We start from the raw sequence: 22,622 nt of genomic DNA on the forward strand, positions 1-22,622 counted from the left end.
TCCGTCGCAGTCTTCTGATTACGCCACTAAAACTAAAGCGGGCGGTATCGCACCCAAGGTGCCCCGGGGTGCCCCGGGGCACCGTCCTAGGATGAACCGGTTCCCCTGCGTACCGGAGGCCCCCATGTCCGACTCGCCCGACCTCTCGGCGTTCATCGCCGGGCTGCCCAAGGCGGAGCTGCACGTCCACCACGTCGGCTCGGCCTCCCCGCACGTGGTCGCCGAACTGGCGGCCCGGCACCCGGAGTCGAAGGTGCCCAAGGACCCCGAGGCGCTGGCGGACTACTTCACCTTCACCGACTTCCGGAACTTCATCGAGCTGTACCTCACCGTCGTCGACCTGATCCGGGACGCCGAGGACGTGCGGCTGCTGACCTACGGCGTCGCCCAGGACATGGCCAGGCAGCGGATCCGCTACGCCGAGCTGACCGTCACCCCCTACAGCTCCGTCCGCCGCGGCATCCCGGACCGCGCCTTCCTGGAGGCGATCGAGGACGCCAGGAAGGCGGCCGAGCGCGATCTGGGCGTCGTGCTGCGCTGGTCGTTCGACATCCCCGGCGAGGCGGGCCTGGAGGCGGCCGAGGAGACGGCCCGGATAGCGACGGAGATGCCGCCCGAGGGCCTGGTCTCCTTCGGCCTCGGCGGGCCCGAGAAGGGCGTCCCCCGCGCCCTGTTCAAGCCGTACTTCGACCGCGCGATCGCCACCGGTCTGCACAGCGTCCCGCACGCGGGCGAGACCACCGGGCCCGAAACGGTGTGGGACGCGCTGACCTCGCTGCGGGCCGAGCGCCTGGGCCACGGCACCAGCGCGGCGGCGGACCCGGAGCTCATGCGGCACCTCGCCGAGCGGCAGATCCCGCTGGAGGTCTGCCCGACGTCCAACATCGCCACCCGCGCCGTCCGCACGCTGGAGGAGCACCCGCTGCCCGAGCTGGTCCGCGCGGGCGTCCCGGTCACGGTCAACAGCGACGACCCGCCGATGTTCGGCACGGACCTGAACACCGAGTACGGCATAGCCGCCCGGCTGCTGGGCCTGGACGCGGCGGGCGTCGCGGAGCTGGCGCGGAACGCGGTGCGCTTCTCGTTCCTCGACGCCCCGGGCGCCGCCCGCCTCCTCGGCGAGATCGACACCTACCTCGCCGACTGGCAGGCTCGCCGGCCCTGACCGGCCCCGGACGCACGTCGGGCCCGTACGGAGATCTCCGTACGGGCCCGACGCCGTCACCACCGTGTCCCCGGCCCGCTCAGTCCTCGACGACCATCGCGGGGGTCTCGCGGGTGAGGACCTCGCCGCGGAAGAACGCGGGGCTCCGCCGCCGCATGATCTCCATCAGCACCGCGCCGAGGACGAGCACGCCGACGCCGATCACGAAGACGCTGCCGACGCCCGCGACGGCGCTGCCGGATCCGTAGGCCGGGTCCCAGGTGTCGTAGAGCGTCTTGAAGAACACGGCCGTCAGCAGCAGCGCGCCCGCCAGCGGCATCACGCCGCGGTAGAGGAGCTTCCGCACGCTGCCGGTGAGGTCGCGGCGGAAGTACCAGACGCAGGCGAAGGCGGTCAGCGCGTAGTAGAAGCAGATCATGAGGCCGAGCGCGTACACCGTGTCGACCAGGACGTTCTCGCTGACGAAGGCCATCACGGAGTAGAAGACGCCGGTGCCCACGCCCGCGACGACCGTGGCCCGGCCCGGGGTACGGAACCTCGGGTGCACGCGGGAGAAGGACTCCGGCATCGCCTTGTAGGTGCTCATGGCGAGCATCGTCCGGGCCGCGGGCAGGAACGTCGTCTGGAGGCTCGCGGAGGCGCTGGCCAGCACGGCGAGGAAGAGCAGCACGCTGAACGGGCCCATGACCGGCCCGGCGAGCGCGGCGAAGACGTTGTCGGAGGTCTCGGGGTTGCCCAGGCCGATGCCCTCGCTGCCGGTGCCGGCGAACATCATCGCGGCGACAGCGGTCAGCGCGTAGCTGGAGACCAGCACGACCATGGCGAGCATGGCGGCGCGGCCGGGCGTCTTGTCGCTGTCGGAGGTCTCCTCGTTCAGCGTCAGGGTCGCGTCCCAGCCCCAGTAGATGAAGATCGACAGGGACAGTCCGGCGGTGAAGGCCGCGAAGGACGACACCGAGAACGGGTCGAACCAGCTCCAGGAGAAGTGCAGGTCGGCGGCCTGCGCCACGCTGTCCGACTTGGCGAAGGCCATCACCACGAACATCGCCAGGACCAGCATCTGCAGGCCCACGAGCGAGTACTGGAACCACTTGGTGGCCGTCATCCCGCGGTAGCTGATGGCGGTGGCCACGGCGATGAGGACGAGCACGGTGACCACGTGCACCGGCGTCCGCTCACCGAACTCGGCGATCCCGCTGTTGCCGGTGATCTCCGCGAGCAGCAGATAGAGGAACTCGGCGGCGACGCCCGCCAGGTTGGACAGCACGATGACCGTCGCGACGACGAGCCCCCAGCCGCACATCCAGCCGACGCGCGGCCCGAAGGCCTTGACCGTCCAGGTGAAGGAGGTGCCGCAGTCCGGAACGGCGTTGTTCAGCTCCCGGTACGCGAACGCGACCAGCAGCATGGGGAGGAAACCGGCGAGGAAGACGGCGGGCATCTGGAGCCCGACCTCGCCGACGGTGGGACCGAGCGTGCTCGTCAGGCAGTAGACGGGGGCGACGGTGGAGAGGCCGATGACGGCGCTGCCGGTGAGACCTACCGAGTTCTTGCTGAGTCCTTTGGACTGAACGCTCTCGTGGGAGGAGGCGGCCTCCGCGGCCGCCACTGCTCCCGTGGTCTCCCCGCCCTCTCGTGCCATGGTGCGGTGCTGGACTTGGGACATGCCGGGGACCGTATAGCGTGCTCTTTCCGCATCGGCCGGCGTTCACGGAAGGGCCACAGCCCGCCACGCGCCTTGAATTGCCACCGTCCGCGCGCCAGTTGACCGATGAACAGAAGGTGACGCGGAGAAAAAACCTGGGTATGGCAAGGGGTTGAAGTCGGACCCGGCGTGCGGGAACCGCACGGTGACCGATTTGCCCCGCCAAAGAATTTTCCCGTCGTCACTGGCTGTTCCCGTCGGTTACACCGTTACGGACGCACACGGACGGTGCGGCCAGGGGCAGTTCGTCCGCATCCGTGCCCGCGTCAGCCCGCCGACCGGCCCTCCGGACCCGCCGACGAACCGGCCCCCGGGACGGCCGAGGCCGTCCCGGGGGCCGGGATCGCGCGGCACGGGCGCGTGAGGGAACCGCCGCCTCCCCGTCCTCGCCGGCCTCCGCGGGCCGGGTGACGTACCGCCGCACGCAGCCGTCGGCGGGGAGGCGCCGGACGCGCCCGTGGCCGTCGCTACAGCGCGGTCATGACGTGCTTGACGCGCGTGTAGTCGTCGAAGCCGTAGGCGGAGAGGTCCTTGCCGTAGCCGGACTTCTTGAAGCCGCCGTGCGGCATCTCGGCGACGAGCGGGATGTGGGTGTTGATCCACACGCAGCCGAAGTCGAGCGCCTTGGACAGCCGCATCGCGCGGGCGTGGTCGCTCGTCCACACCGACGAGGCGAGCGCGTACTCGACGTCGTTGGACCACTTCACGGCCTGCTCCTCGTCGGAGAAGGACTGCACCGTGATGACCGGGCCGAAGACCTCGTTCTGCACGATCTCGTCGTCCTGCTTGAGGCCGGAGACGACGGTGGGGGCGTAGAAGTAGCCCTTGTCACCGACGCGTTCGCCGCCCGCCTCGACCTTGGCGTGCGCGGGCAGCCGGTCGATGAAGCCCGCGACCTTCTCCAGGTGGCCGGCGTTGTTGAGCGCGCCGTAGGCGGCGTCCGGGTCGTTCACGTCGCCGGTCTTCACCTCGGCGGCGGCCTTCGCCAGCGCCGTCACGAACTCCTCGTACACGCCCTCCTGGACGAGCACGCGGGTGGCGGCGGTGCAGTCCTGGCCGGCGTTGAAGAAGCCGCCGTCCCGGATGCCCTCGACGGCCGCGGCGATGTCCGCGTCGTCGAAGACGACACAGGGCGCCTTGCCGCCCAGCTCCAGGTGGACCCGCTTGAGGTCCTTCGCCGCGCTGCCCGCGACCTCCATGCCCGCCCGCACGGAACCGGTGATCGAGGCCATCGCGGGGGTGTCGTGCTCGACCATGAGACGGCCCGTCTCGCGGTCGCCGCAGACGACGTTGAAGATGCCCCGGGGCAGCTCCATCTCGTCGAACACGCCGCCGATCACCTCGGCCAGCCAGACGGCGGAGGCCGGGGTCGTGTCGGACGGCTTCAGCACGACCGTGTTGCCCGCGGCGAGCGCCGGGGCGAACTTCCACACGGCCATCATCAGCGGGTAGTTCCACGGCGCGACCTGGGCGCAGACGCCGACGGGCTCGCGGCGCACGAAGGAGGTGAGGCCCTCCATGTACTCGCCGGCCGACTTGCCCTCCAGCATCCGCGCGGCACCCGCGAAGAAGCGGATCTGGTCGAGCATCATCGGCAGCTCCTCCTGCCGGGTCAGCTCACGCGGCTTGCCGCAGTTGCGGCACTCCGCGTCCAGCAGCTCCTCCTGCCGGGCCTCCATCGCGTCCGCGATCTTGAGGATGGCGCGCTGGCGTACCCCCGGGGTCACGTCCCGCCAGACGGGGAAGGCGGCCTCGGCGGCCGCCATCGCGGCGTCGACGTCGGCCTGCGCGGACAGGGGCGCAGTCGCGTACGCCTCACCCGTCGCCGGGTCGACCACATCCGTGGTCCTTCCGTCGACGGCGTCCCGGAACTCTCCGTCGATGTAGTTGCGCAGCCGACGCAGCTCGGTGGTCACTTCGCACCCCTCCTGCTCCGTTGTCCATTGGGTGAGACCGTCAGCCTACCCATCAACCCTGCGCTTTCGATACACCTGCACGAGAAACACAACGGAATCAGTTCTCTGCGCGTCTGATCGCTACGGATTACATCGCTCAGCACTTGCGAAGCGGAGGAGGTCTCGTGCACAGTGGCGAACGTGGCTCGTGACCCTAAGAAGACGAACGGCACCCGATCGCTCGACGCCGTGTCCCTGGCGATCATCGAACAGCTCCAGGAGGACGGACGGCGTCCGTACGCCGCCATCGGCAAGGCAGTGGGCCTGTCGGAGGCGGCCGTGCGGCAGCGCGTCCAGAAGCTCCAGGAGCAAGGCGTCATGCAGATCGTCGCCGTGACCGATCCGCTCACCGTCGGCTTCATGCGCCAGGCGATGGTCGGCATCAACGTCGAAGGGGAACTCGACCCGGTCGCCGATGCTCTCTCGGAACTCGACGAGGTGGCCTACGTGGTCATCACCGCCGGTTCCTTCGATCTGCTCGCGGAGATCGTCTGCCATGACGACGAACACCTCCTCGAAATGATCACCAAGCGGATACGCACCCTTCCCGGGGTCCGGTCCACCGAGAGCTTCGTCTACCTCAAGCTGCGCAAGCAGACCTACACCTGGGGAACTCGATAACCGTGAGCAAGGACCTCTCCAAGACAGCCCACGACCACCTGTGGATGCACTTCACCCGCATGTCGTCGTACGAGAACTCACCCGTCCCGACCATCGCCCGCGGCGAAGGCACCTACGTCTTCGACACGGACGGCAAGCGCTACCTCGACGGTCTCTCGGGCCTGTTCGTCGTGCAGGCCGGCCACGGCCGCGCCGAGCTCGCCGAGGCGGCCAACAAGCAGGGGCAGGACCTGGGCTTCTTCCCTGTCTGGTCCTACGCCCACCCGAAGGCCGTGGAGCTGGCCGAGCGGCTCGCCCACCACGCCCCCGGTGACCTCAACAAGGTCTTCTTCACCACCGGCGGCGGCGAGGCCGTCGAGACCGCGTGGAAGCTGGCGAAGCAGTACCACAAGCTCAACGGCAACCCCGGCAAGTACAAGGTGATCTCCCGCTCCGTCGCCTACCACGGCACCCCGCACGGCGCGCTCTCCATCACCGGCCTGCCCGGCCTGAAGGCCCCGTACGAGCCGCTGGTTCCGGGTGCCTTCAAGGTGCCGAACACCAACCTCTACCGCGCCCCCGTGCACGGCGACGACCCGGAGGCCTTCGGCCGCTGGGCCGCCGACCAGATCGAGCAGCAGATCCTGCTGGAGGGCCCGGAGAGCGTCGCCGCCGTCTTCCTGGAGCCGGTGCAGAACGCGGGCGGCTGCTTCCCGCCGCCGCCCGGGTACTTCCAGCGCGTCCGCGAGATCTGCGACACCTACGACGTGCTGCTCGTCTCCGACGAGGTCATCTGCGCCTTCGGCCGCCTCGGCACGATCTTCGCCTGCGAGAAGTTCGGCTACGTGCCGGACATCATCACCTGCGCGAAGGGCATGACCTCCGGCTACTCCCCGATCGGCGCCGCGGTCATCTCCGACCGCATCGCCGAGCCGTTCTGGAAGGGCGACAACACCTTCCTGCACGGCTACACCTTCGGCGGCCACCCGGTCTCCGCCGCGGTGGCGCTGGCCAACCTCGACCTCTTCGAGCGCGACGGCCTGCCGCAGCACGTCCTCAACAACGAGGACGCCTTCCGCGCCACCCTGGAGAAGCTGCTCGACCTGCCGATCGTCGGCGACGTCCGCGGCAACGGCTACTTCTTCGGCATCGAGCTGGTCAAGGACAAGGCGACCAAGGAGACCTTCACCGAGGAGGAGTCGGAGCGCGTGCTCTACGGCTTCCTCTCCAAGGCCCTCTTCGACGCCGGCCTCTACTGCCGCGCCGACGACCGCGGCGACCCGGTCGTCCAGCTCGCGCCGCCGCTGACCTCCGACCAGTCGACCTTCGACGAGATCGAGCAGATCCTGCGCAAGGTCCTCACCGAGGCGTGGACCAAGCTGTGACGGCCGGCGCGTAACGCGCCGCCCGGGGTGTGACAGCAGGCGAGGGGCGGGACACGGTCACAGACCGCGTCCCGCCCCTCGCCGTCGCACCGGACCGCGCCCCGTCACAGCCAGGCGAGCGCGAACCACAGCTCCATCCGGACGTCCGGCTCGGCGAGATCCACGTCGAGCAGCGTCCCCACCCGCGCGACGCGCTGCCGCACCGTGTTGCGGTGCACGCCCAGCGCCACCGCCGTACGGTCCCAACTCCCGTGCAGGGACAGCCACATCCGCACCGTCTCGGCCAGCACCGGGTGCCCGTCCAGCGGCGCCAGCAGCGTGCGCGCGTGCGCCTGCCGCTCCTCGCGCGGCACCAGCGCCGCCACCCCGGACGCGCCCGCACCGGCCCCCTGCCGCACGACCGCGCGCCGCTCCGCCTGCGCCCGGCGCAGCGCCCGCGCCGCCTCGGCGTCCGCGCGCGCCAGACCGGACGCCGGGACGGGCGCGCTCACCCCGAGCGTCCACCCCGGCTGCGCCTTCGTGCCCGCGCCCTCGGGGACCAGGGCGCGCAGGGCGGCCCCGTCCACGTCGAGGAGCTGCGTGCCCAGCCCGGCGGCCAGTTCGGACAGCGAGAACGGGTCGTCGCCGTCGCCGCCGGTGCGGGGAGTGCCGCGGCGGGCGCCGTGCACCACGGACCAGCGCTCCGCGCCGTCCAGCAGCGGCGCCGCCTCGGCGGGCGACGCGCCCAGCATGAGCCGCACCAGCGCCGCCGAGCGGCGGGCGTCGCTCACGGCGGCGCGGGACTCCGTCAGCAGGGCCAGCAGCACAACGGCCACCCGCGCGACGGCCGCCGTGCCCGCAGCCCCGCCGTGCGCCGCTTCCCCGTCCGAAGGCGGGGCGCAGACGCCGAGCGCGAGCCGGTCCCGTCCGCCGAGCCCGTAGACGCTCAGCCGGTGGCCGTCCCGGGTGCCCGCGGCCGAGGAGGGGCCGGGGCGCAACAGCCGGGCCAGGGAGGCGAGTTCGGCCCGCGCCTCCTCACCCGGAGGGCTGCCGGCGCCGGCGCGCTCCACCCCGTCCGGGCCGAACAAGACGGTCCAGGCGCCGAGATGGCGGGCCAGTTCGCCGAGCACGGCGGGCACGGGGTGCGGGCGGGCCGCCGCGGCGGCGAGCGTCTGCTGCGCCGCGCTCAGGCTCCGCAGTTCGTGGTGCCGCCGCTCCGCCATCGCCTGCCACACGGCCTGCGCGACGGCCGCGAACGTGGTGCTGCGCGGCACCTCCAGCAGCGGCAGGCCGAGCCGCTCGCAGGCCCGCACCAGTCCGGCGGGCACCCGCTCGTGCACGGGCGCGACGCCGAAGCCGAGCGCCACGGCGCGCGCCTCGGCCGCGCGCCGCGCGTACCCCTCCCAGTAGGCGTCCGACGCGTCCGCGCCGTCCCGGTGCACCCCGGCGGTCAGCAGCAGCTCACCGCCCAGGAGGTACGGGCGCGGGTCGGCCATCTCGCTGGTGTGGACGGACGTCACGTACTGCTCGCCCGGCCCGGACAGGCCCGCGAGCACCCGCAGGCCCAGTGCGCCGTCGGCGGTCAGCGCGCCCAGCGGCACGGGGACCGGGGTGGGGACCGGCTCCTGCACAGCGCACCCCCTGGATGGTGTGTACATATTCGGCCGAGTGAATAGAGGAAACGTACACTTCCCGGCCTCCTTGCGGACACCTAGGCTCACCGCCCGGAACACCGCACCACACCCCCGCAGGTGCGGCGGTCCCCCTCCGGGACAGCGGCCCGGTTCCCCGTCCCCGAACTCCCCCGGCCCCACGGCTCCGTGGCGCCCCGCCTCCGCCGGCGCCCCGTCCCCGCCTCCCGCCCCAAGGAGCAGCCATGACCCTCGACCACGGAGTGATCGTCCTCTATCTCGCGGGCATGCTCGCGGTCGGCTGGTGGGGCATGCGCCGCGCGAAATCGAAGAGCGATTTCCTCGTCGCCGGGCGCCGGCTCGGACCGGCCCTCTACTCGGGCACCCTCGCGGCGATCGTCCTGGGCGGCGCGTCCACCATCGGCGGCGTCGGACTGGGCTACCAGTACGGACTCTCGGGCGCCTGGCTGGTGTTCACCATCGGCTTCGGCCTGCTCGCCCTCAGCCTGTTCTTCTCCGCGCGCATCTCCCGGCTGAAGGTCTACACCGTCAGCCAGATGCTCGACCTGCGCTACGGCGGCTCCTCCGCCGTCATCTCCGGGGTGGTGATGTGGGCGTACACCCTGATGCTCGCCGTCACCTCGACCATCGCGTACGCCACCATCTTCGACGTCGTGCTCGGCCTGGACCGGGTCCCGGCGATCGTCATCGGCGGCGTGGTCGTCGTCGCCTACTCGACGCTGGGCGGCATGTGGTCCGTCACGCTGACCGACATGGTGCAGTTCGTCGTGAAGTCCATCGGCGTGCTGCTGCTCCTGCTGCCGATCGCCGTGTACCGCGCCGGCGGCCTGGACGCCATGCGCCAGCAGCTCCCGGACAGCTACTTCTCGCCGATGAGCATCGGCGCCCAGACGGTCTTCACCTACGTGCTGGTCTACTCGTTCGGCATGCTCATCGGGCAGGACATCTGGCAGCGGGTCTTCACCGCGCGCAGCGACAAGGTGGCCCGCAACGGCGGCACCGTCGCCGGCGTGTACTGCCTGGTCTACGCGATCGCCGGGGCCGCCATCGGCACCGCGGCCAAGGTGCTCTACCCCGACCTGGACAGCCCGGACGCGGCGTTCGCCGTCATCGTCGACGACGTGCTGCCGGTCGGCGTGAAGGGGCTCGTGCTGGCCGCCGCGCTCTCGGCCGTCATGTCGACGTCCTCGGGAGCGCTGATCGCCTGCGCCACCGTCGCCAACAACGACATATGGGCCCGCATCCGCGCCCGCCTGCGCACCCCCGGGGCCCCGGCCGGACGGGACGGAGGCCGACACCGGCTCCGCGCACGACGAGGTACGGGGCAACCGCGCGTTCATCCTGCTGATGGGCGTGCTGACGGTGGCCGTCTCCATCGCCCTCAACGACGTCGTCGAGGCCCTCACCGTCGCCTACAACCTGCTCGTCGGCGGGCTCCTCGTGCCCATCCTCGGCGGACTGGTCTGGAAGCGCGGCACCGCGGGCGGCGCCCTCGCCTCCGTCGTCACGGGAGGCGTCACGGTGGTGGGCACGATGCTGTGGAAGGGCGTCCTCGCCGACGAGCCCGTCTACTACGGCCTGTTGGCCTCCCTCGCGGCCTTCGTCGTCGTCAGCCTCGCCGGCCGCCCCACCGACCCGGCCGTCCTCGACGCCTGGCGCCGCCGCCTCGCCGGACAGTCCACCGCACCGGAAGCACCCGCCGAGCCCGAGCCCGCAGCCCGGGCCGACCACTCCTGAGCCGCAGAGACGTGAGGCACTCACCCGACATGACCGCACAGCCCTCCCGCAACGGCGGCGACCTCGTCGTCGAGTCCCTGGCCGCCCTCGGCGCCACCACCGTCTTCGGGCTGCCGGGGCAGCACGCGCTCGGCACCTTCGACGCGCTGCGCCGCTCCCCGCTCGACTACGTGGGCCTCCGGGTGGAGAACAACGCGGGCTTCGCCGCCGACGCCTTCGCCCGCGTCACCGGCACCGTCGCGCCCCTGCTCGTCTCCACGGGGCCCGGCGCGCTGATGACACTCGCCGCGCTCCAGGAGTCCGCCGCCGCCTCCGCGCCCGTGCTCGGCATCAGCAGCCAGATCCCGACCGCCGGACTGGGCGGACGGCGGCGCGGCCACCTCCACGAACTCACCGACCAGAGCGCCTCGTTCCGCGACGTGGTGAAGTCCGTGCACACCGTGCGCTCCGCCTCCCAGATCCCCTCGGCGCTCGCCGCCGCCTGGGCCTCCGCGCTGGAGGCACCGCACGGCCCGGTGTGGGTGGAGATCCCGCAGGACGTGCTCCTCGCCCCCACCACCGTCCCGCCCGTCGGGAAACTCACCGCGGCCCCCCGCCCGCTGCCCCCGCGGGACGAACTCGTCGACGCCGCCGCCGCACTGCTCGACGCGGCCGAACGCCCCGCCGTCCTCGCGGGCGGCGGCACCGTACGGGCCGGGGCGCAGCGGGAACTGCTGGCGCTCGCGGAGAAGCTCGGGGCACCCGTCGCCACCACCTTCGGCGGCAAGGGCGCCTTCCCCTGGGAGCACCCGCTGTCGCTGCGCTCCTGGATGGAGGACCGGCACACCACGGACTTCCTGGAGGACGCGGACGTCCTCCTCGTCGTCGGCTCCGGACTCGGCGAACTCTCCTCCAACTACCACACGTTCGCCCCGCGCGGCCGGGTCGTACAGATCGAGGCGGACCTCGGGAAACTCGAATCCGTCCACCCCGCCCTCGGCATCCACGCCGACGCCGGCCTCACCCTCGCGGCCCTCGACCGCGCGGTGACCCCCCGCCCCCGCACCGACGCCGCGGCCGCCCGCGCCACCGCCCTCCTCACCCGGGTACGCGAACGCCTCGCCGCCCAGGACCTGGAGACCGAACAGTCCGTCCTCGCCGCCGTACGGGACGCCCTCCCCGACGACGCCCCCAGCTTCTGGGACATGACGATCCTGGCCTACTGGGCCTGGTCCGCCTTCGACCCCCGCTCCGGCGCCTTCCACAGTGCGCAGGGCGCCGGCGGACTCGGATACGGCCTGCCCGCCGCGCTCGGCGCGGCCGCCGCGGCCCCTGGCACCCCCGTCCTCGCCGTCTCCGGCGACGGCGGCGCCATGTACTCCCTCGCCGAACTGGCCACCGCACGCCAGCACGACCTGCCCGTCACCTGGCTCGTCGTCGACGACGGCGGCTACGGCATCCTCCGCGAGTACATGGACGACGCCTTCGGCGAGGAGACCGGAACCCGGCTGGCCCGCCCCGACTTCGCCGCCCTCGCCCGCTCCTTCGGCGTCCCCGCGACGGTCACCTCGCCCGGGCGGCTGCGCGAGGACCTGTCCGCCGCACTCGCCGCACCCGGCCCCTCGGTGGTGGTGCTCCCGGCGGTACTGCGGATGTTCGCGCCCACTCACCTCCCGGAGCACCCCTAGGGCCCCGTTCGGTGGAACCTGTGCCGCGCCGCAGCCGTGGGCGGCGGCGCGGCGGCACCCGTGTCCCTACCGTTTCGGGTTGTCCACAGGTGACCGATCGCCCCCGGCGTTCGTTCACCCAGCCAGGGGACGAGACGGCGGCAGGAACCACACGAGGAGCCAGGAGTGACCGCACCACCGGACAGCGACATGCTCCGGGCGCAGGGGCTGCACTACGCGTACGACGGCTCCCCCGCCCTCCAGGACGTCTCCCTCTCCGTCGCGGAGGGGGAGATCGTCTCCATCAGGGGCCCGCGGGGCAGCGGCAAGACCACCTTGCTCAGCTGCCTGTCCGGCCAACTGCCCGCCCCGCGCGGGGAGGTGTGGTTCGACGACATCGCCGTGCACACCCTGGGGCACGCCTCCAGACAGCGGCTGCGGCGCGACCGCTTCGGCTGGATCGGCAGCACCCCGCAGCTGGTGCCCGAACTCACCGCCTGGGAGAACGCCGCACTCCCGCTGCTGCTCAACGGCACCGGCCACCGCGCGGCCCAGCACACGGCCCGCGAGTGGCTGGACCGCCTCGACATCGGCGACTGCGCCAGGAAGCGCCCCGCCTCGCTCCTCCAGTCGCAGCGGCAGCGCGTCGCCATCGCCCGCGCCCTCGCCGGCTCCCCCGCCGTGCTCTTCGCCGACGAGCCGACCGCGCCACTGCACCGCTCGGACCGCGCTCAGGTGCTCCGCACGTTGACGACGGCGGCCCGCTCGCACGCCATCACCGTCGTCCTGGCCACCCACGACCTCGTCCCGCAGCCCCAGTCCGGGGCCCACGACGAGACCGGGCAGGAGCCCGCCGAGCCGGCGCTGACGGACCGCACCATCACCCTGCTCGACGGCCAGGTGCACCACCAGGACCCGCCGCCCCGCCGCTCCGGGAACGGCCCGGCGGGCGGCAGAGACGCGCAGGGCAGGGACACGTGCTCGCTCTCCGTCTAGCCCGCGGCACGCGGCCCCTCGGACTCGTCAGCCGCCTGCTGGTCGCCTGCGCGGCCGCCGGAGTCGGCTTCCTGCTGCTGGCCTCCCTCAGCTACGCGCTCGACCACCCCGGCAGCCCCGCCCACTCCGCGCGGCTCCTGCTGTGGTGCGCCCTCCCCCTGGCCGCCGCCGTGCAGTTCGCGACGGCGGTGGCCTGCTCCGAACCCGGCGCCCGCAGCCGCTCGGCACTCGACGCCGCCGGCATGGGACCCGCCCGGCTCCCGCTCCTCGCCGCGATCTCCACCGCCGTCGCCTGCCTCCTCGGCAGCGCGATCGCGCTGCTCGTCTTCCTGCACCTGCGGGGCGACCTCTCGGGCCTGCCGTTCGACGGCGCGGCCTCCGAACTCCTCGCCGCCGAGCGCTCGTTGCCCCTCGCGGGCGCGCTGACGCTGCTCTGCCTCGTGCCCGCCGCGGCCGCCGTCTCCGCGGCCCTGACCACCCGCGCCCGCGCGGGCGACGCGGCCCGCGACGTCCGCCACGCCCGGCCCGACGACACCGCGCGCCCCGCCGGCCCGCACCCCTCGGCCGGGACGGACACCTCCGGCGACGAGGGGCCGGGGGACACCGGCACGGGGTCCGGCGACGGGGAGCCCGTGAGCGTCGAGGCCGTCGACGCGGCCGCCGCCGGTGACCGCACCGGGCCCGTCGCCACCGCCGTCCTTCCCGTACGGGCTGCCACGCGGACGGTGCCGCAGCCCGTGGAGGCCCCGGCCGCGCCGGCGCCGGGGCAGCTCCCCTGGGGAGTCGCCGCGGCGGCCGCCGGTCTCGCGCTCGTGATGTACACGAGCGGTGACGTGACCGGTGCGGGGGACGGGGTGCGGGCGCTTCCCGTCGGCGCCGTCGTCGGCTTCCTGCTCGCCGCTTCCGGGCTCGTCCTGACCGGGCCGGGGCTGGTGCACCTGGCCGGGCGGGTGCTCGCCCTGGGACGTCCCGGGGCGCTGCGGCTGCTGTCCGGGCGGGCGCTCCAGCAGGACGCGGGGCGCATGGGGCGGCCGGTCGGTGTGCTCGGCGCCGTCGCCGCCGGCGGACTGTTCATCGCCGAGGTCCACGACGCGGGCCTGGGTCACGGCGTACCGGACGCCGGACCGCTGCCCGCGCTCGGGATGTGGCTCGTGGTGTCCTGCGTCGTCGCGAGCGCGCTGCTGTCCGTGGCCGAGACGCACGGGGCCCGCGCCGCGGTGGCCCGCGCACTGACCCGGATCGGCGCTCCCCGGCGGCTGATGCGCCTCGCGGCGCTCGTCCGTACGGGAGCCCTCGCGGTGGTCCTGGGCACCCCCGCATGGGCCCTCGGCATGCTCGCCGCACTGCCGTTCACCCACTGATCGGGGCGACCGGGGTAGTGGCTCAGCCACTCACACTGTCCCGACCGCCCAGCCGGCCGTGGGCTCACCGGTCCGGTGGCCGACTGGCTGAGCCACTGAGCCACGCTCTCCCCGAGCCACGACATCCCCAACTGGCCGACTGGCTCAGCCACTCACCCACGCCCCCCAACAGGCAAAGTGGCTCAGCCAGTTGACCACCACGAGCGGCAGCCCGAAGCGGCCCAGTGGCTGAGCCGGCCAGTCCCCGCCCTCACGCGTCGAGCCGTACGACCTCGGCCGCGTCGAAGGACACCCCGACCCGCTCCCCCGTCTCCGGCGCCGAGCGGAGCGGGCAGGAAGCCTCCAGTTCGGGGCCGTCGTCCGGCCGGAGGAGGACGGTGACGGCCGCCGCGCTGCCGCCGGGGAAGGTCCGGGCGCGCACCGTACAGGGCAGCCCGTCGGCGGGGGCGGTCAGGCGGACACCGTTGGGGCGTACCAGGAGGCGGCAGTCGCCGGCGGGCGTGCCCTCGGGGACGGGCAGCTTGCCCCACGGGGTGTCGGCGGTGTCGCCGTGCACCCGCGCCTCCACCACGTTGTCGAAGCCGAGGAAACGGGCCACGAACTCGGACGCCGGCCGGCTCCACACCTCCAGCGGCGTTCCCGCCTGCGCGATCCGCCCGTCCTTCATCACCACGACCCGGTCCGCCAGTGCGAACGCCTCCGCCTGGTCGTGCGTCACCGCGAGCACCGTGGTGCCCAACCGGCGGAAGAGCGACCGGAGTTCGACGACGAGCCGCTCGCGCAGACTGCGGTCCAGCTGGCCGAGCGGCTCGTCCAGCATCAGCAGCCGCGGCTCCGGCGCGAGAGCACGGGCGAGGGCCACGCGCTGCTGCTCACCGCCGGAGAGCGCGGACACCGCACGGCGCTGGGCGTCCGGCAGCCCCACCAGCGCGAGCAGCTTCCCCACCCGCTCGGCCGTCTCCCGCGCCCCCGTCCCGTGCATGCGCAGCCCGAAGGCGACGTTGCCGCCCACGTCCCGCTGCGGGAACAGCTGGTGGTCCTGGAACATCAGCCCGACGCCCCTGCGGTGCACCGGAACCCCGCCCTGGTCCTCGCCCGACAGCAACACCCGCCCGGCGTCGGCCGGTTGGAGCCCCGCCACGACCCGCAGCAGCGTCGACTTGCCGCTGCCGCTGGGCCCCAGGACGCACACCGTCTCGTGGTCGGCGACCTCCAGATCGACCGCGTCCAGCGCGGCACGCGCACCGAACCGTACGGTCACGCCCTCCAGTCGCAACATCAGAACTCTCCCGAACGGTCGGTACGGATGCGCTCCAGCGCGAGCAGCGTGCCCGCGCAGGCGAGCATCAGAATGGTGCTGAGGGCCATCGCCTGCCCGTAGTTGAGCTCCCCGGCCCGCCCCAGCAGCCGCTGCACGGCGACGGGCAGCGTCGGGGTGTCGGGCCGGGCGATGAAGACGGTCGCCCCGAACTCACCGAGCGAGACCGCGAACGCGAACCCCGCGGCGACCAGCAGCGCCCGCCGCACCATCGGGAAGTCCACCTCCCGCCAGGCGCGCAGCGGCGAAGCCCCCAGCACGGCCGCCGCCTCACGCAGCCGCACGTCCACCGCGCGCAGCACCGGCAGCATCGTCCGCACCACGAACGGCACCCCGACGAGGGCCTGCGCCAGCGGCACCAGCATCCAGCTGGAGCGGAGGTCGAGCGGCGGCTCGTCGAGAGCGATGAGGAAACCGAAGCCCACGGTGACCGCCGAAGTCCCCAGCGGCAGCATCAGCATCGCGTCGAAACCACGCACCAGCCGCCCCGCCCGCCTGGTCAGCGCGGCCGCCGCGAGCCCGCCCACCACCAGCGCGACGGCGGTCGCGACCAGCGCGTACAGGAACGAGTTGCCCACCGCCTCGACGGGCGCGACGACGAACGTGCCACTGTCCGAGGCGGAGCCCAGCGCCCGGTAGAACTCCAGCCCGTACCCGTCCGGACCGCGGAACGAGCGCTCCACCAGCACCCCGAGCGGCACCAGCACCAGCAGCACCACCACGGACAGCACCGACACCAGCAGCGCCCACTGCCCCGCACCCCGCGGCCGGTGCGAGGTCTGCTCGGCGGGCACCAGACTGAGCATGCTCTCCCGCCTGCGCACCGACCACGCGTGCACCCCCAACAGCACGGCCACCGCGGTGAACTGGAGCAGGGTCAGCACCGCCGCCGTCGGCAGATCCAGCAGATTCGCCGTCTGCCGGTAGATCTCCACCTCCAGCGTCGCGAACCGCGGCCCGCCCACGACCTGGATCACGCCGAACGACGTGAAGGTGAAGAGGAACACGATCAGCCCGGCCGCCCCCACGGACGGCGCCAGCGCCGGCAGCGTCACCCGGCGCCAGGCCGCGAGGCGGCCCGCGCCCAGCACCCGCGCCGCCTCCTCCTGCCGCGGGTCCAGCTGCGCCCACAGCCCGCCGACCGTCCGGACGACCACCGCGTAGTTGATGAAGACGTGCGCGAGGAGGATCGCCCACACGCTCGTGTCCAGCCGGACGCCGAACCACTCCTGCAACAGCCCGCCGCGCCCCAGCAGCGCCAGGAACGCCGAGCCGACCACCACTGTCGGCAGCACGAACGGCACCGTCACCACGGCACGCACCAGCTGCTTCCCGGGAAAGTCCAGCCGCGCGAAGACGTACGCGCCGGGCAGCGCCAGCGCCAGCGTCAGCCCCGTCGAGGCCGCCGCCTGCCACAGCGTGAACCACAGCACGTGCAGCACGTCCGGGTCGCCCAGCACCTCGCCCACCCGGTGCAGCTGCCACCGCCCCGACTCGCGCAGGCCCCGGCCGACGATCGCCACCACCGGGTACACGAAGAACAGCGCGAAGAAGACGGCCGGAACCGCCATCAGCCCGAGCCGCACCGCCGTCCCCCGACGGGACCCCGGCCGCCGCGCCCCGGAGGTCACTTCACGACGAGCGACGTCCACGCCTTGATCCACTGCTCACGGTTCCCGGCGATCTTCTCCGGGTCCATCGTCGCGGCGTCCGGAACCCGCTCCCCGTACTTCGTGAACAGCTCGGGCAGCTCCGCGTCCTCACGCACCGGCTCCACGAACATCTGCAACGGCAGATCCTCCTGGAACCGCTTGCTGATCAGGAAGTCCAGCAGCGCCTTCCCGCCCTCCGGGTTCGACGCGCCCTTCAACAGCCCCGCGAACTCCGTCTGCTGGAAACAGGTGTCCTTCGCGATACCCGTCGGCGCCTGCTCCGGTGCGGGCTTCTTGCCCAGCACCTCGACCGGCGGACTGGACGCGTAACTCACCACCAGCGGCCGGTCACCCTTGCCCTTGCCGCCCTGCGAACCGCTGAAGCGGTCGTTGTACGCCTGCTCCCAGCCGTCGACGACCTCGACACCGTTCTTCCGCAGCTTCGCCCAGTAGTCCTTCCAGCCGCGCTCCCCGTACTCGTCGACGGTGGCCAGCAGGAAACCCAGCCCCGGCGAGGACGTCGCCGCGTTCGGCGTGACCAGCAGGTCCCGGTACGCGGGCTTCGCCAGGTCGTCCAGCGTCTTCGGCGGGTCCAGCTTCTTCTTCTCGAACCAGGACCGGTCGTAGTTGACGCAGATGTCACCGGTGTCGACGGGCGTCACCCGGTGCTTGCCCCCGTCCAGCCGGTACTCGGCGGGGATCTTCTCCAGGCCCTTCGCCTTGTACGGGGCGAAGACGTCCTTCTCCAGCGGCCGGGACAGCAGCGTGTTGTCCACGCCGAAGAACACGTCCCCCTGCGGATTGCCCTGGTTCAGCACCGCCTGGTTGACGGCCGCGCCGGCGTCGCCGCCGCGCAGCACCTTCACCGTGTAGCCGCTCTCCCGCTCGAACTCCTTGAGCACCGGCTTCGACACGTTGAACGAATCGTGACTGACCAGCGTGACGGTCTTGCCGTCCGCCTCGTCGCCGGAACCGCCGCAGGCGGTAGCGGTCAGGGCCAGCGCCAGAACAGCGGTGACCACTGCGGCCGGACGCCGCACATGCACAGACATACGGATCTTCGACTTCCTACCCGGCATGACCCGGGCGAGGTTCGAGGGTCTGCGACCGTGCCTGCACGGCACGGGCGCACTCTCAGCGCTGTGAGCGCTCCCCTGTCGGTGTTCGGTTGACGCGCGCCGGGCGCGGGACACAGCCCCGCGCACCTACGCGTGTTCGAACACTACCAGCGTGCCGACCGGCACCCCGGGCCCGTCAGCGTTCCGTGGCCGCCAGCTGACCGCAGGCGCCGTCGATCTCCTGACCCCGCGTGTCCCGCACCGTCACCGGAACCCCGTGCGAGGCGAGCGTCCGCACGAACTCGGCCTCGTCCTCCGGACGCGACGCCGTCCACTTCGAACCCGGCGTCGGATTCAGCGGGATCAGATTCACGTGGACGCGCTTGCCCTTCAGCAGCCGCCCCAGCAGATCCGCCCGCCACGCCTGGTCGTTGATGTCCCGGATCAGCGCGTACTCGATCGACACCCGGCGGCCGGACTTCTCGGCGTACTCCCACGCCGCGTCCAGCACCTCCCGCACCTTCCAGCGCTGGTTCACCGGCACCAGGGTGTCCCGCAGCTCGTCGTCCGGCGCGTGCAGGGACAGCGCCAGCCGGCACTTCAGCCCCTCGTCGGCGAACCGCAGCATCGCCGGCACCAGACCGACCGTCGAGACGGTGATGCCGCGCTGCGACAGCCCCACCCCGTCCGGCTCCGGGTCCGTCAGCCGGCGGATCGCGCCGATGACCCGCTTGTAGTTGGCCAGCGGCTCGCCCATGCCCATGAAGACGATGTTCGACAGCCGCGCCGCACCACCGGGAACCTCACCGTCCCGCAGCGCACGCATGCCGTCGATGATCTGGTGCACGATCTCCGCCGTCGACAGATTGCGGTCCAGGCCCGCCTGACCCGTCGCACAGAACGGGCAGTTCATGCCGCAGCCCGCCTGCGAACTGATGCACATCGTGACCCGGTCCGGGTAGCGCATCAGCACCGACTCGACGAGCGTCCCGTCGTGCAGCCGCCACAGCGTCTTACGGGTCGCGTCGTCGTCACAGGAGATGTGCCGCACGACACTCATCAGATCCGGCAGCAGCTCGGCCGCCAGCTTCTCGCGGGCGGCGGCCGGAATGTCCGTCCACTGCTCCGGGTCGTGCGCGAAGCGGGAGAAGTAGTGCTGCGACAGCTGCTTCGCGCGGAACGGCTTCTCACCGGCCGCGGCCACCGCCTCACGGCGCTCGGCGGGGCTCAGATCGGCGAGGTGCCGCGGCGGCTTCTTGGCTCCGCGCGGCGCGACGAAGGTGAGTTCGCCGGGTGCGGGCGCTGCCATGGGGAAAACTCCTAGCTGGGGACGGACCCCGCGAACACGGGGCCGAAGCGGTGCCGTACCCGCAGCTCACCGGACGGCTCCACCACCACGGACACGGCGGCGAAGCGGATACGAGCCGGAAAGCGGGCCGGCCGCGGGACGGGCAGGAACCCGGCCCGGCAGCGGACGACGGCGTCCGCGCACGGCACGGGCTTTTCCAGAGTACCCGCTCGCCACGAACCTCCGCCCCGCTCACCCCGCGTGACGAAACACTGCCCGTACGGCCCCACGGCGGGACCGTACGCGACAGCCCGGGAATCAGCCCGCGCCGACGAAGACGACGAACAGCAGCCAGACCACCGGCGCCGTGGGCAGCAGCGAATCCAACCGGTCCATGATCCCGCCGTGCCCCGGCAGCAGCGTGCCCATGTCCTTGATGCCGAGATCCCGCTTCATCATCGACTCGCCGAGATCACCCAGCGTCGCCGTGACCGAAACGGCCAGACCCATCAGCAGCCCCTGCCACCAACTGCCGCCGTCGATCAGGAACTCCACGCACAGCGCGCCCGCCACCATCGCGAACGACACCGCACCGACCAGACCCTCCCGGGTCTTCCCCGGACTGATCCGCGGAGCCAGCTTCCGCTTCCCGAACCGCCAGCCCACCGCGTACGCACCGGTGTCACTGACCACCGTCAGCAGCAGGAAGATCAGCACCCGCCACGGGCCGTCGTCCGCGGCCAGCATCAACGCCACGAACGTCGCGAGGAACGGCACGTAGAACGCGGCGAACACCGCCGCGCTCACATCCCGCAGATACTCCTGCGGCGACTCCGTCATCCGCCACACCAGCACCGCCAGCGCCGTGAGCGCCATCGCCACCCACGCGCCACCGGCCCCGCGCACATACCCGGCGACGATCATCGCGCCGCCGCCCACCGCCAGCGGCACCAGCGGCGCCTGGATCTGCTTGCACTCGGCCAGCCGGGACGTGAACTCCCACAGCCCCACGACGATCGCCACGACGATCACGCCGACGAAGACCGGCTTGTACACGAACAACGAGGCCAGCACCACGGCCCCGAGCCCGACCCCGACCCCTATCGCCGCACGCAGATCCCGGCCCGCGCGCTTCTTCCGCCCCGCCGCGGCAGGGGAAGAGGACTGCTCCGCCGGACCGGCGACAGAGCCGGAATCGCCCGCCCCGCCGGCCGGAACACCGTCCGGCGGGGAGGAACTGTGCCGGTCACGGCGCTCACCCGGATCACCGTCGTCCGTGCTGCCGGGACCACCTGGGTCGGAAACGATGGGCATGGGCCGAGTCTGCGATGCGTCACCGCCCCCGCGCGCGGGACCCGCCGGTACGGAAGGCACCGGCCCGCGAGTCGCGGGCGAGGGCCCCTGATCGGGAGCGCTCCGGAAGCCGGCGCTCGGCGGCGCTCCCCAGGTTGAGTCGTTCACAGATTCGCAGCCTCAGATCTCGGACGTGGCACCCCAGCGGAAACTCAGACCTCGAGCAGCTCGGCTTCCTTGTGCTTGAGCAGCTCGTCCACCTGCGCCGTGTACTTGGCGGTGGTGTCGTCCAGTTCCTTCTCCGCGCGGCGCCCCTCGTCCTCGCCGATCTCGCCGTCCTTGATCGCCTTGTCGAGGGACTCCTTGGCCTTGCGGCGGACGCTGCGGATCGAGATCTTCGCGTCCTCGCTCTTGCCCTTCGCGACCTTGATGAACTCCTTGCGGCGCTCCTCGGTCAGCTCGGGGAAGACCACCCGGATGATGCTGCCGTCGTTCGACGGGTTGACGCCCAGGTCCGAATCCCGGATGGCCTGCTCGATGTTGCGCAGCGAGCTCTTGTCGAACGGGGTCACTACCGCCATCCGCGGCTCCGGAACGGAGAACGACGCCAGCTGGTTGATCGGCGTGTGCGTCCCGTAGTACTCCGCCACGATCTTGTTGAACATCGCCGGGTGCGCACGGCCGGTGCGGATCGCGGCGAAGTCCTCCTTGGCGACGACGACCGCCTTCTCCATCTTCTCCTCGGCCTCGAGGAGGGTCTCTTCGATCACCACGTGCTCCTGGTTCGATGAATGAGCCTTGCGGCCTTGCAGCTTGCGCTTGCGCCTTACGGCCTCGGGGGGACCGGTTGACGGTGTCACCCCCGCGGCAGTGCCGGCATCGTCCGTTGCGCCCTGATGCCTGCACGGTGTCCGACCGTCCAGCCGTTGTCCATCCCCGTACCGGCCGCATCGCACACGGTGTCACCACGACGGGACACCACACGCGAACAGGCGGCCGCACGGGGCGGATCCGGTCGGTACGGGTCAGACCCGGGTGCCCTGGTTGCTCACCAGCGTGCCGATCTTCTCACCCTTGACCGCACGACCGATATTGCCCTCGGCGAGCAGCTCGAAGACCAGGATCGGCAGCTTGTTGTCACGGCACAGCGTTATGGCCGTGGCGTCGGCGACCTTCAGGTCCCGGGTGATGACCTCGGCGTACTCCAGCGCGTCGTACTTCGCCGCGTCCGGGTTCTTCGCCGGGTCGGAGTCGTACACCCCGTCCACACCGTTCTTGCCCATCAGCAGCGCCTCGGCGTCGATTTCGAGCGCACGCTGGGCCGCGGTGGTGTCGGTGGAGAAGTACGGCATGCCCATACCGGCGCCGAAGATGACGACCCGGCCCTTCTCCAGATGCCGCACCGCGCGCAGCGGAATGTACGGCTCGGCGACCTGGCCCATGGTGATCGCGGTCTGCACCCGCGAGTCGATGCCTTCCTTCTCCAGGAAGTCCTGCAACGCCAGGCAGTTCATGACCGTGCCCAGCATGCCCATGTAGTCCGAGCGCGCCCGGTCCATGCCGCGCTGCTGCAACTCGGCGCCGCGGAAGAAGTTCCCGCCGCCGATGACGACGGCGATCTCCGCACCGTCCCGGACGACGGAGGCGATCTCACGAGCCACCTTGTGCACCACGTCGGGGTCCACGCCCAGGCCGCCGCCACCGGCGAAAGCCTCGCCGGACAGCTTCAGCAGAAAGCGCCGGCGGTCACCGAGGCCCCTGTCAGCATCGTTGTCGGTGTCGGTGTCCTTGCTCATGAGATCTCCTCGTGCACATACACATACGAAGGAGGC

At 72.1% G+C, this 22,622-nt stretch carries 17 protein-coding genes, 1 pseudogene and 1 riboswitch; of the genes and pseudogenes, 7 read left to right on the plus strand and 11 right to left on the minus strand.

Annotated elements, in window-relative coordinates; all coding sequences use genetic code 11:
- Positions 1 to 124 precede the first annotated feature (124 nt).
- The gene (locus tag HCC30_RS21065; protein ID WP_206324113.1) at positions 125 to 1,165 is read left to right on the plus strand and encodes an adenosine deaminase; all 1,041 of its coding nucleotides are present in this window, start codon (positions 125 to 127) and stop codon (positions 1,163 to 1,165) included.
- A 79-nt stretch (positions 1,166 to 1,244) separates the two neighbouring features.
- On the opposite strand, the gene HCC30_RS21070 is transcribed toward HCC30_RS21065, so the two are convergent.
- A complete protein-coding gene (locus HCC30_RS21070; protein ID WP_169444193.1) occupies positions 1,245 to 2,831 on the minus strand; it encodes an APC family permease in 1,587 nt (528 codons plus the stop codon).
- Between the two features lie 506 nt (positions 2,832 to 3,337).
- Positions 3,338 to 4,786 carry a gamma-aminobutyraldehyde dehydrogenase gene (locus tag HCC30_RS21075; protein ID WP_169444194.1) on the minus strand — a complete coding sequence of 483 codons (1,449 nt, stop codon included), beginning with the start codon at positions 4,784 to 4,786 and terminating at the stop codon, positions 3,338 to 3,340.
- A 171-nt stretch (positions 4,787 to 4,957) separates the two neighbouring features.
- Here HCC30_RS21075 and HCC30_RS21080 point away from each other — a divergent pair, with 171 nt between their 5' ends.
- Complete coding sequence (locus HCC30_RS21080; RefSeq protein ID WP_169444195.1) at positions 4,958 to 5,446, plus strand: Lrp/AsnC family transcriptional regulator; 489 nt, start codon at positions 4,958 to 4,960, stop codon at positions 5,444 to 5,446.
- A complete protein-coding gene (locus tag HCC30_RS21085; RefSeq protein ID WP_169444273.1) occupies positions 5,431 to 6,810 on the plus strand; it encodes an aspartate aminotransferase family protein in 1,380 nt (459 codons plus the stop codon). The genes HCC30_RS21080 and HCC30_RS21085 overlap by 16 nt, the downstream gene beginning before the upstream one ends.
- A 104-nt stretch (positions 6,811 to 6,914) precedes the next feature.
- Here HCC30_RS21085 and HCC30_RS21090 read toward each other — a convergent pair whose 3' ends face one another.
- Positions 6,915 to 8,420 carry a PucR family transcriptional regulator ligand-binding domain-containing protein gene (locus HCC30_RS21090; RefSeq protein WP_346776737.1) on the minus strand — a complete coding sequence of 502 codons (1,506 nt, stop codon included), beginning with the start codon at positions 8,418 to 8,420 and terminating at the stop codon, positions 6,915 to 6,917.
- Between the two features lie 245 nt (positions 8,421 to 8,665).
- On the opposite strand from HCC30_RS21090, the pseudogene HCC30_RS21095 reads away from it, so the two are divergent.
- The 4 genes and pseudogenes from HCC30_RS21095 to HCC30_RS21110 all read left to right on the plus strand — a co-directional run bounded on the left by HCC30_RS21095 (position 8,666) and on the right by HCC30_RS21110 (position 14,181).
- Positions 8,666 to 10,178 (plus strand): annotated as a pseudogene (locus HCC30_RS21095) (sodium:solute symporter).
- A 29-nt stretch (positions 10,179 to 10,207) separates the two neighbouring features.
- Entirely contained in the window at positions 10,208 to 11,845 is a 1,638-nt protein-coding gene (locus HCC30_RS21100) for a thiamine pyrophosphate-binding protein (protein ID WP_169444197.1), read from the plus strand.
- Positions 11,846 to 12,010: 165 nt separating this feature from the next.
- Positions 12,011 to 12,820 (plus strand): ATP-binding cassette domain-containing protein, encoded by an 810-nt coding sequence (locus HCC30_RS21105; protein WP_169444198.1) that lies wholly within the window; start codon positions 12,011 to 12,013, stop codon positions 12,818 to 12,820.
- On the plus strand, positions 12,802 to 14,181 hold the full coding sequence (locus tag HCC30_RS21110) for a hypothetical protein (protein ID WP_169444199.1): 1,380 nt from the start codon (positions 12,802 to 12,804) through the stop codon (positions 14,179 to 14,181). Before HCC30_RS21105 ends, HCC30_RS21110 begins: the two co-directional genes overlap by 19 nt.
- 250 nt (positions 14,182 to 14,431) lie before the next feature.
- Here the strand turns inward: HCC30_RS21110 and HCC30_RS21115 are convergent, their stop codons facing one another.
- From HCC30_RS21115 to pyrH, 8 genes are all read right to left on the minus strand, one after another.
- Positions 14,432 to 15,460, minus strand: coding sequence for an ABC transporter ATP-binding protein (locus HCC30_RS21115; protein ID WP_169444200.1), 1,029 nt, complete (start codon positions 15,458 to 15,460; stop codon positions 14,432 to 14,434).
- Positions 15,460 to 17,070, minus strand: a complete 1,611-nt coding sequence (locus HCC30_RS21120; protein WP_206324114.1) for an iron ABC transporter permease — start codon at positions 17,068 to 17,070, stop codon at positions 15,460 to 15,462. Before HCC30_RS21120 ends, HCC30_RS21115 begins: the two co-directional genes overlap by 1 nt.
- Before the next feature lie 56 nt (positions 17,071 to 17,126).
- Positions 17,127 to 18,203, minus strand: a complete 1,077-nt coding sequence (locus HCC30_RS21125; protein WP_169444202.1) for a thiamine ABC transporter substrate-binding protein — start codon at positions 18,201 to 18,203, stop codon at positions 17,127 to 17,129.
- Positions 18,200 to 18,317, minus strand: a riboswitch (TPP riboswitch). Its footprint overlaps the gene before it by 4 nt.
- Before the next feature lie 88 nt (positions 18,318 to 18,405).
- The gene (gene rlmN, locus HCC30_RS21130) at positions 18,406 to 19,518 is read right to left on the minus strand and encodes a 23S rRNA (adenine(2503)-C(2))-methyltransferase RlmN (protein WP_169444203.1); all 1,113 of its coding nucleotides are present in this window, start codon (positions 19,516 to 19,518) and stop codon (positions 18,406 to 18,408) included.
- 11 nt (positions 19,519 to 19,529) lie between these two features.
- Positions 19,530 to 19,706, minus strand: coding sequence for a hypothetical protein (locus tag HCC30_RS21135; protein ID WP_169444204.1), 177 nt, complete (start codon positions 19,704 to 19,706; stop codon positions 19,530 to 19,532).
- A gap of 109 nt (positions 19,707 to 19,815) precedes the next feature.
- Complete coding sequence (locus tag HCC30_RS21140; RefSeq protein WP_169444205.1) at positions 19,816 to 20,958, minus strand: phosphatidate cytidylyltransferase; 1,143 nt, start codon at positions 20,956 to 20,958, stop codon at positions 19,816 to 19,818.
- A 44-nt stretch (positions 20,959 to 21,002) separates the two neighbouring features.
- The gene (frr, locus tag HCC30_RS21145; RefSeq protein ID WP_169444206.1) at positions 21,003 to 21,560 is read right to left on the minus strand and encodes a ribosome recycling factor; all 558 of its coding nucleotides are present in this window, start codon (positions 21,558 to 21,560) and stop codon (positions 21,003 to 21,005) included.
- 255 nt (positions 21,561 to 21,815) lie between these two features.
- Complete coding sequence (gene pyrH, locus HCC30_RS21150; RefSeq protein WP_169444207.1) at positions 21,816 to 22,586, minus strand: UMP kinase; 771 nt, start codon at positions 22,584 to 22,586, stop codon at positions 21,816 to 21,818.
- Between the last annotated feature and the right edge of the window lie 36 nt (positions 22,587 to 22,622).

Source organism: Streptomyces sp. HNM0574, from assembly GCF_012726235.1.
Lineage (GTDB): Bacteria > Actinomycetota > Actinomycetes > Streptomycetales > Streptomycetaceae > Streptomyces.

Bases quoted from the DNA above. Each gene is read 5' to 3' on its own strand.
- HCC30_RS21065 (WP_206324113.1), top strand. From the start codon at position 125: ATGTCCGACTCGCCCGACCTCTCGGCGTTCATCGCCGGGCTGCCCAAG.
- HCC30_RS21070 (WP_169444193.1), bottom strand. From the start codon at position 2,831: ATGTCCCAAGTCCAGCACCGCACCATGGCACGAGAGGGCGGGGAGACC.
- HCC30_RS21100 (WP_169444197.1), top strand. From the start codon at position 10,208: ATGACCGCACAGCCCTCCCGCAACGGCGGCGACCTCGTCGTCGAGTCC.
- HCC30_RS21115 (WP_169444200.1), bottom strand. From the start codon at position 15,460: ATGTTGCGACTGGAGGGCGTGACCGTACGGTTCGGTGCGCGTGCCGCG.
- HCC30_RS21120 (WP_206324114.1), bottom strand. From the start codon at position 17,070: ATGGCGGTTCCGGCCGTCTTCTTCGCGCTGTTCTTCGTGTACCCGGTG.
- HCC30_RS21125 (WP_169444202.1), bottom strand. From the start codon at position 18,203: ATGTCTGTGCATGTGCGGCGTCCGGCCGCAGTGGTCACCGCTGTTCTG.
- rlmN (WP_169444203.1), bottom strand. From the start codon at position 19,518: ATGGCAGCGCCCGCACCCGGCGAACTCACCTTCGTCGCGCCGCGCGGA.
- pyrH (WP_169444207.1), bottom strand. From the start codon at position 22,586: ATGAGCAAGGACACCGACACCGACAACGATGCTGACAGGGGCCTCGGT.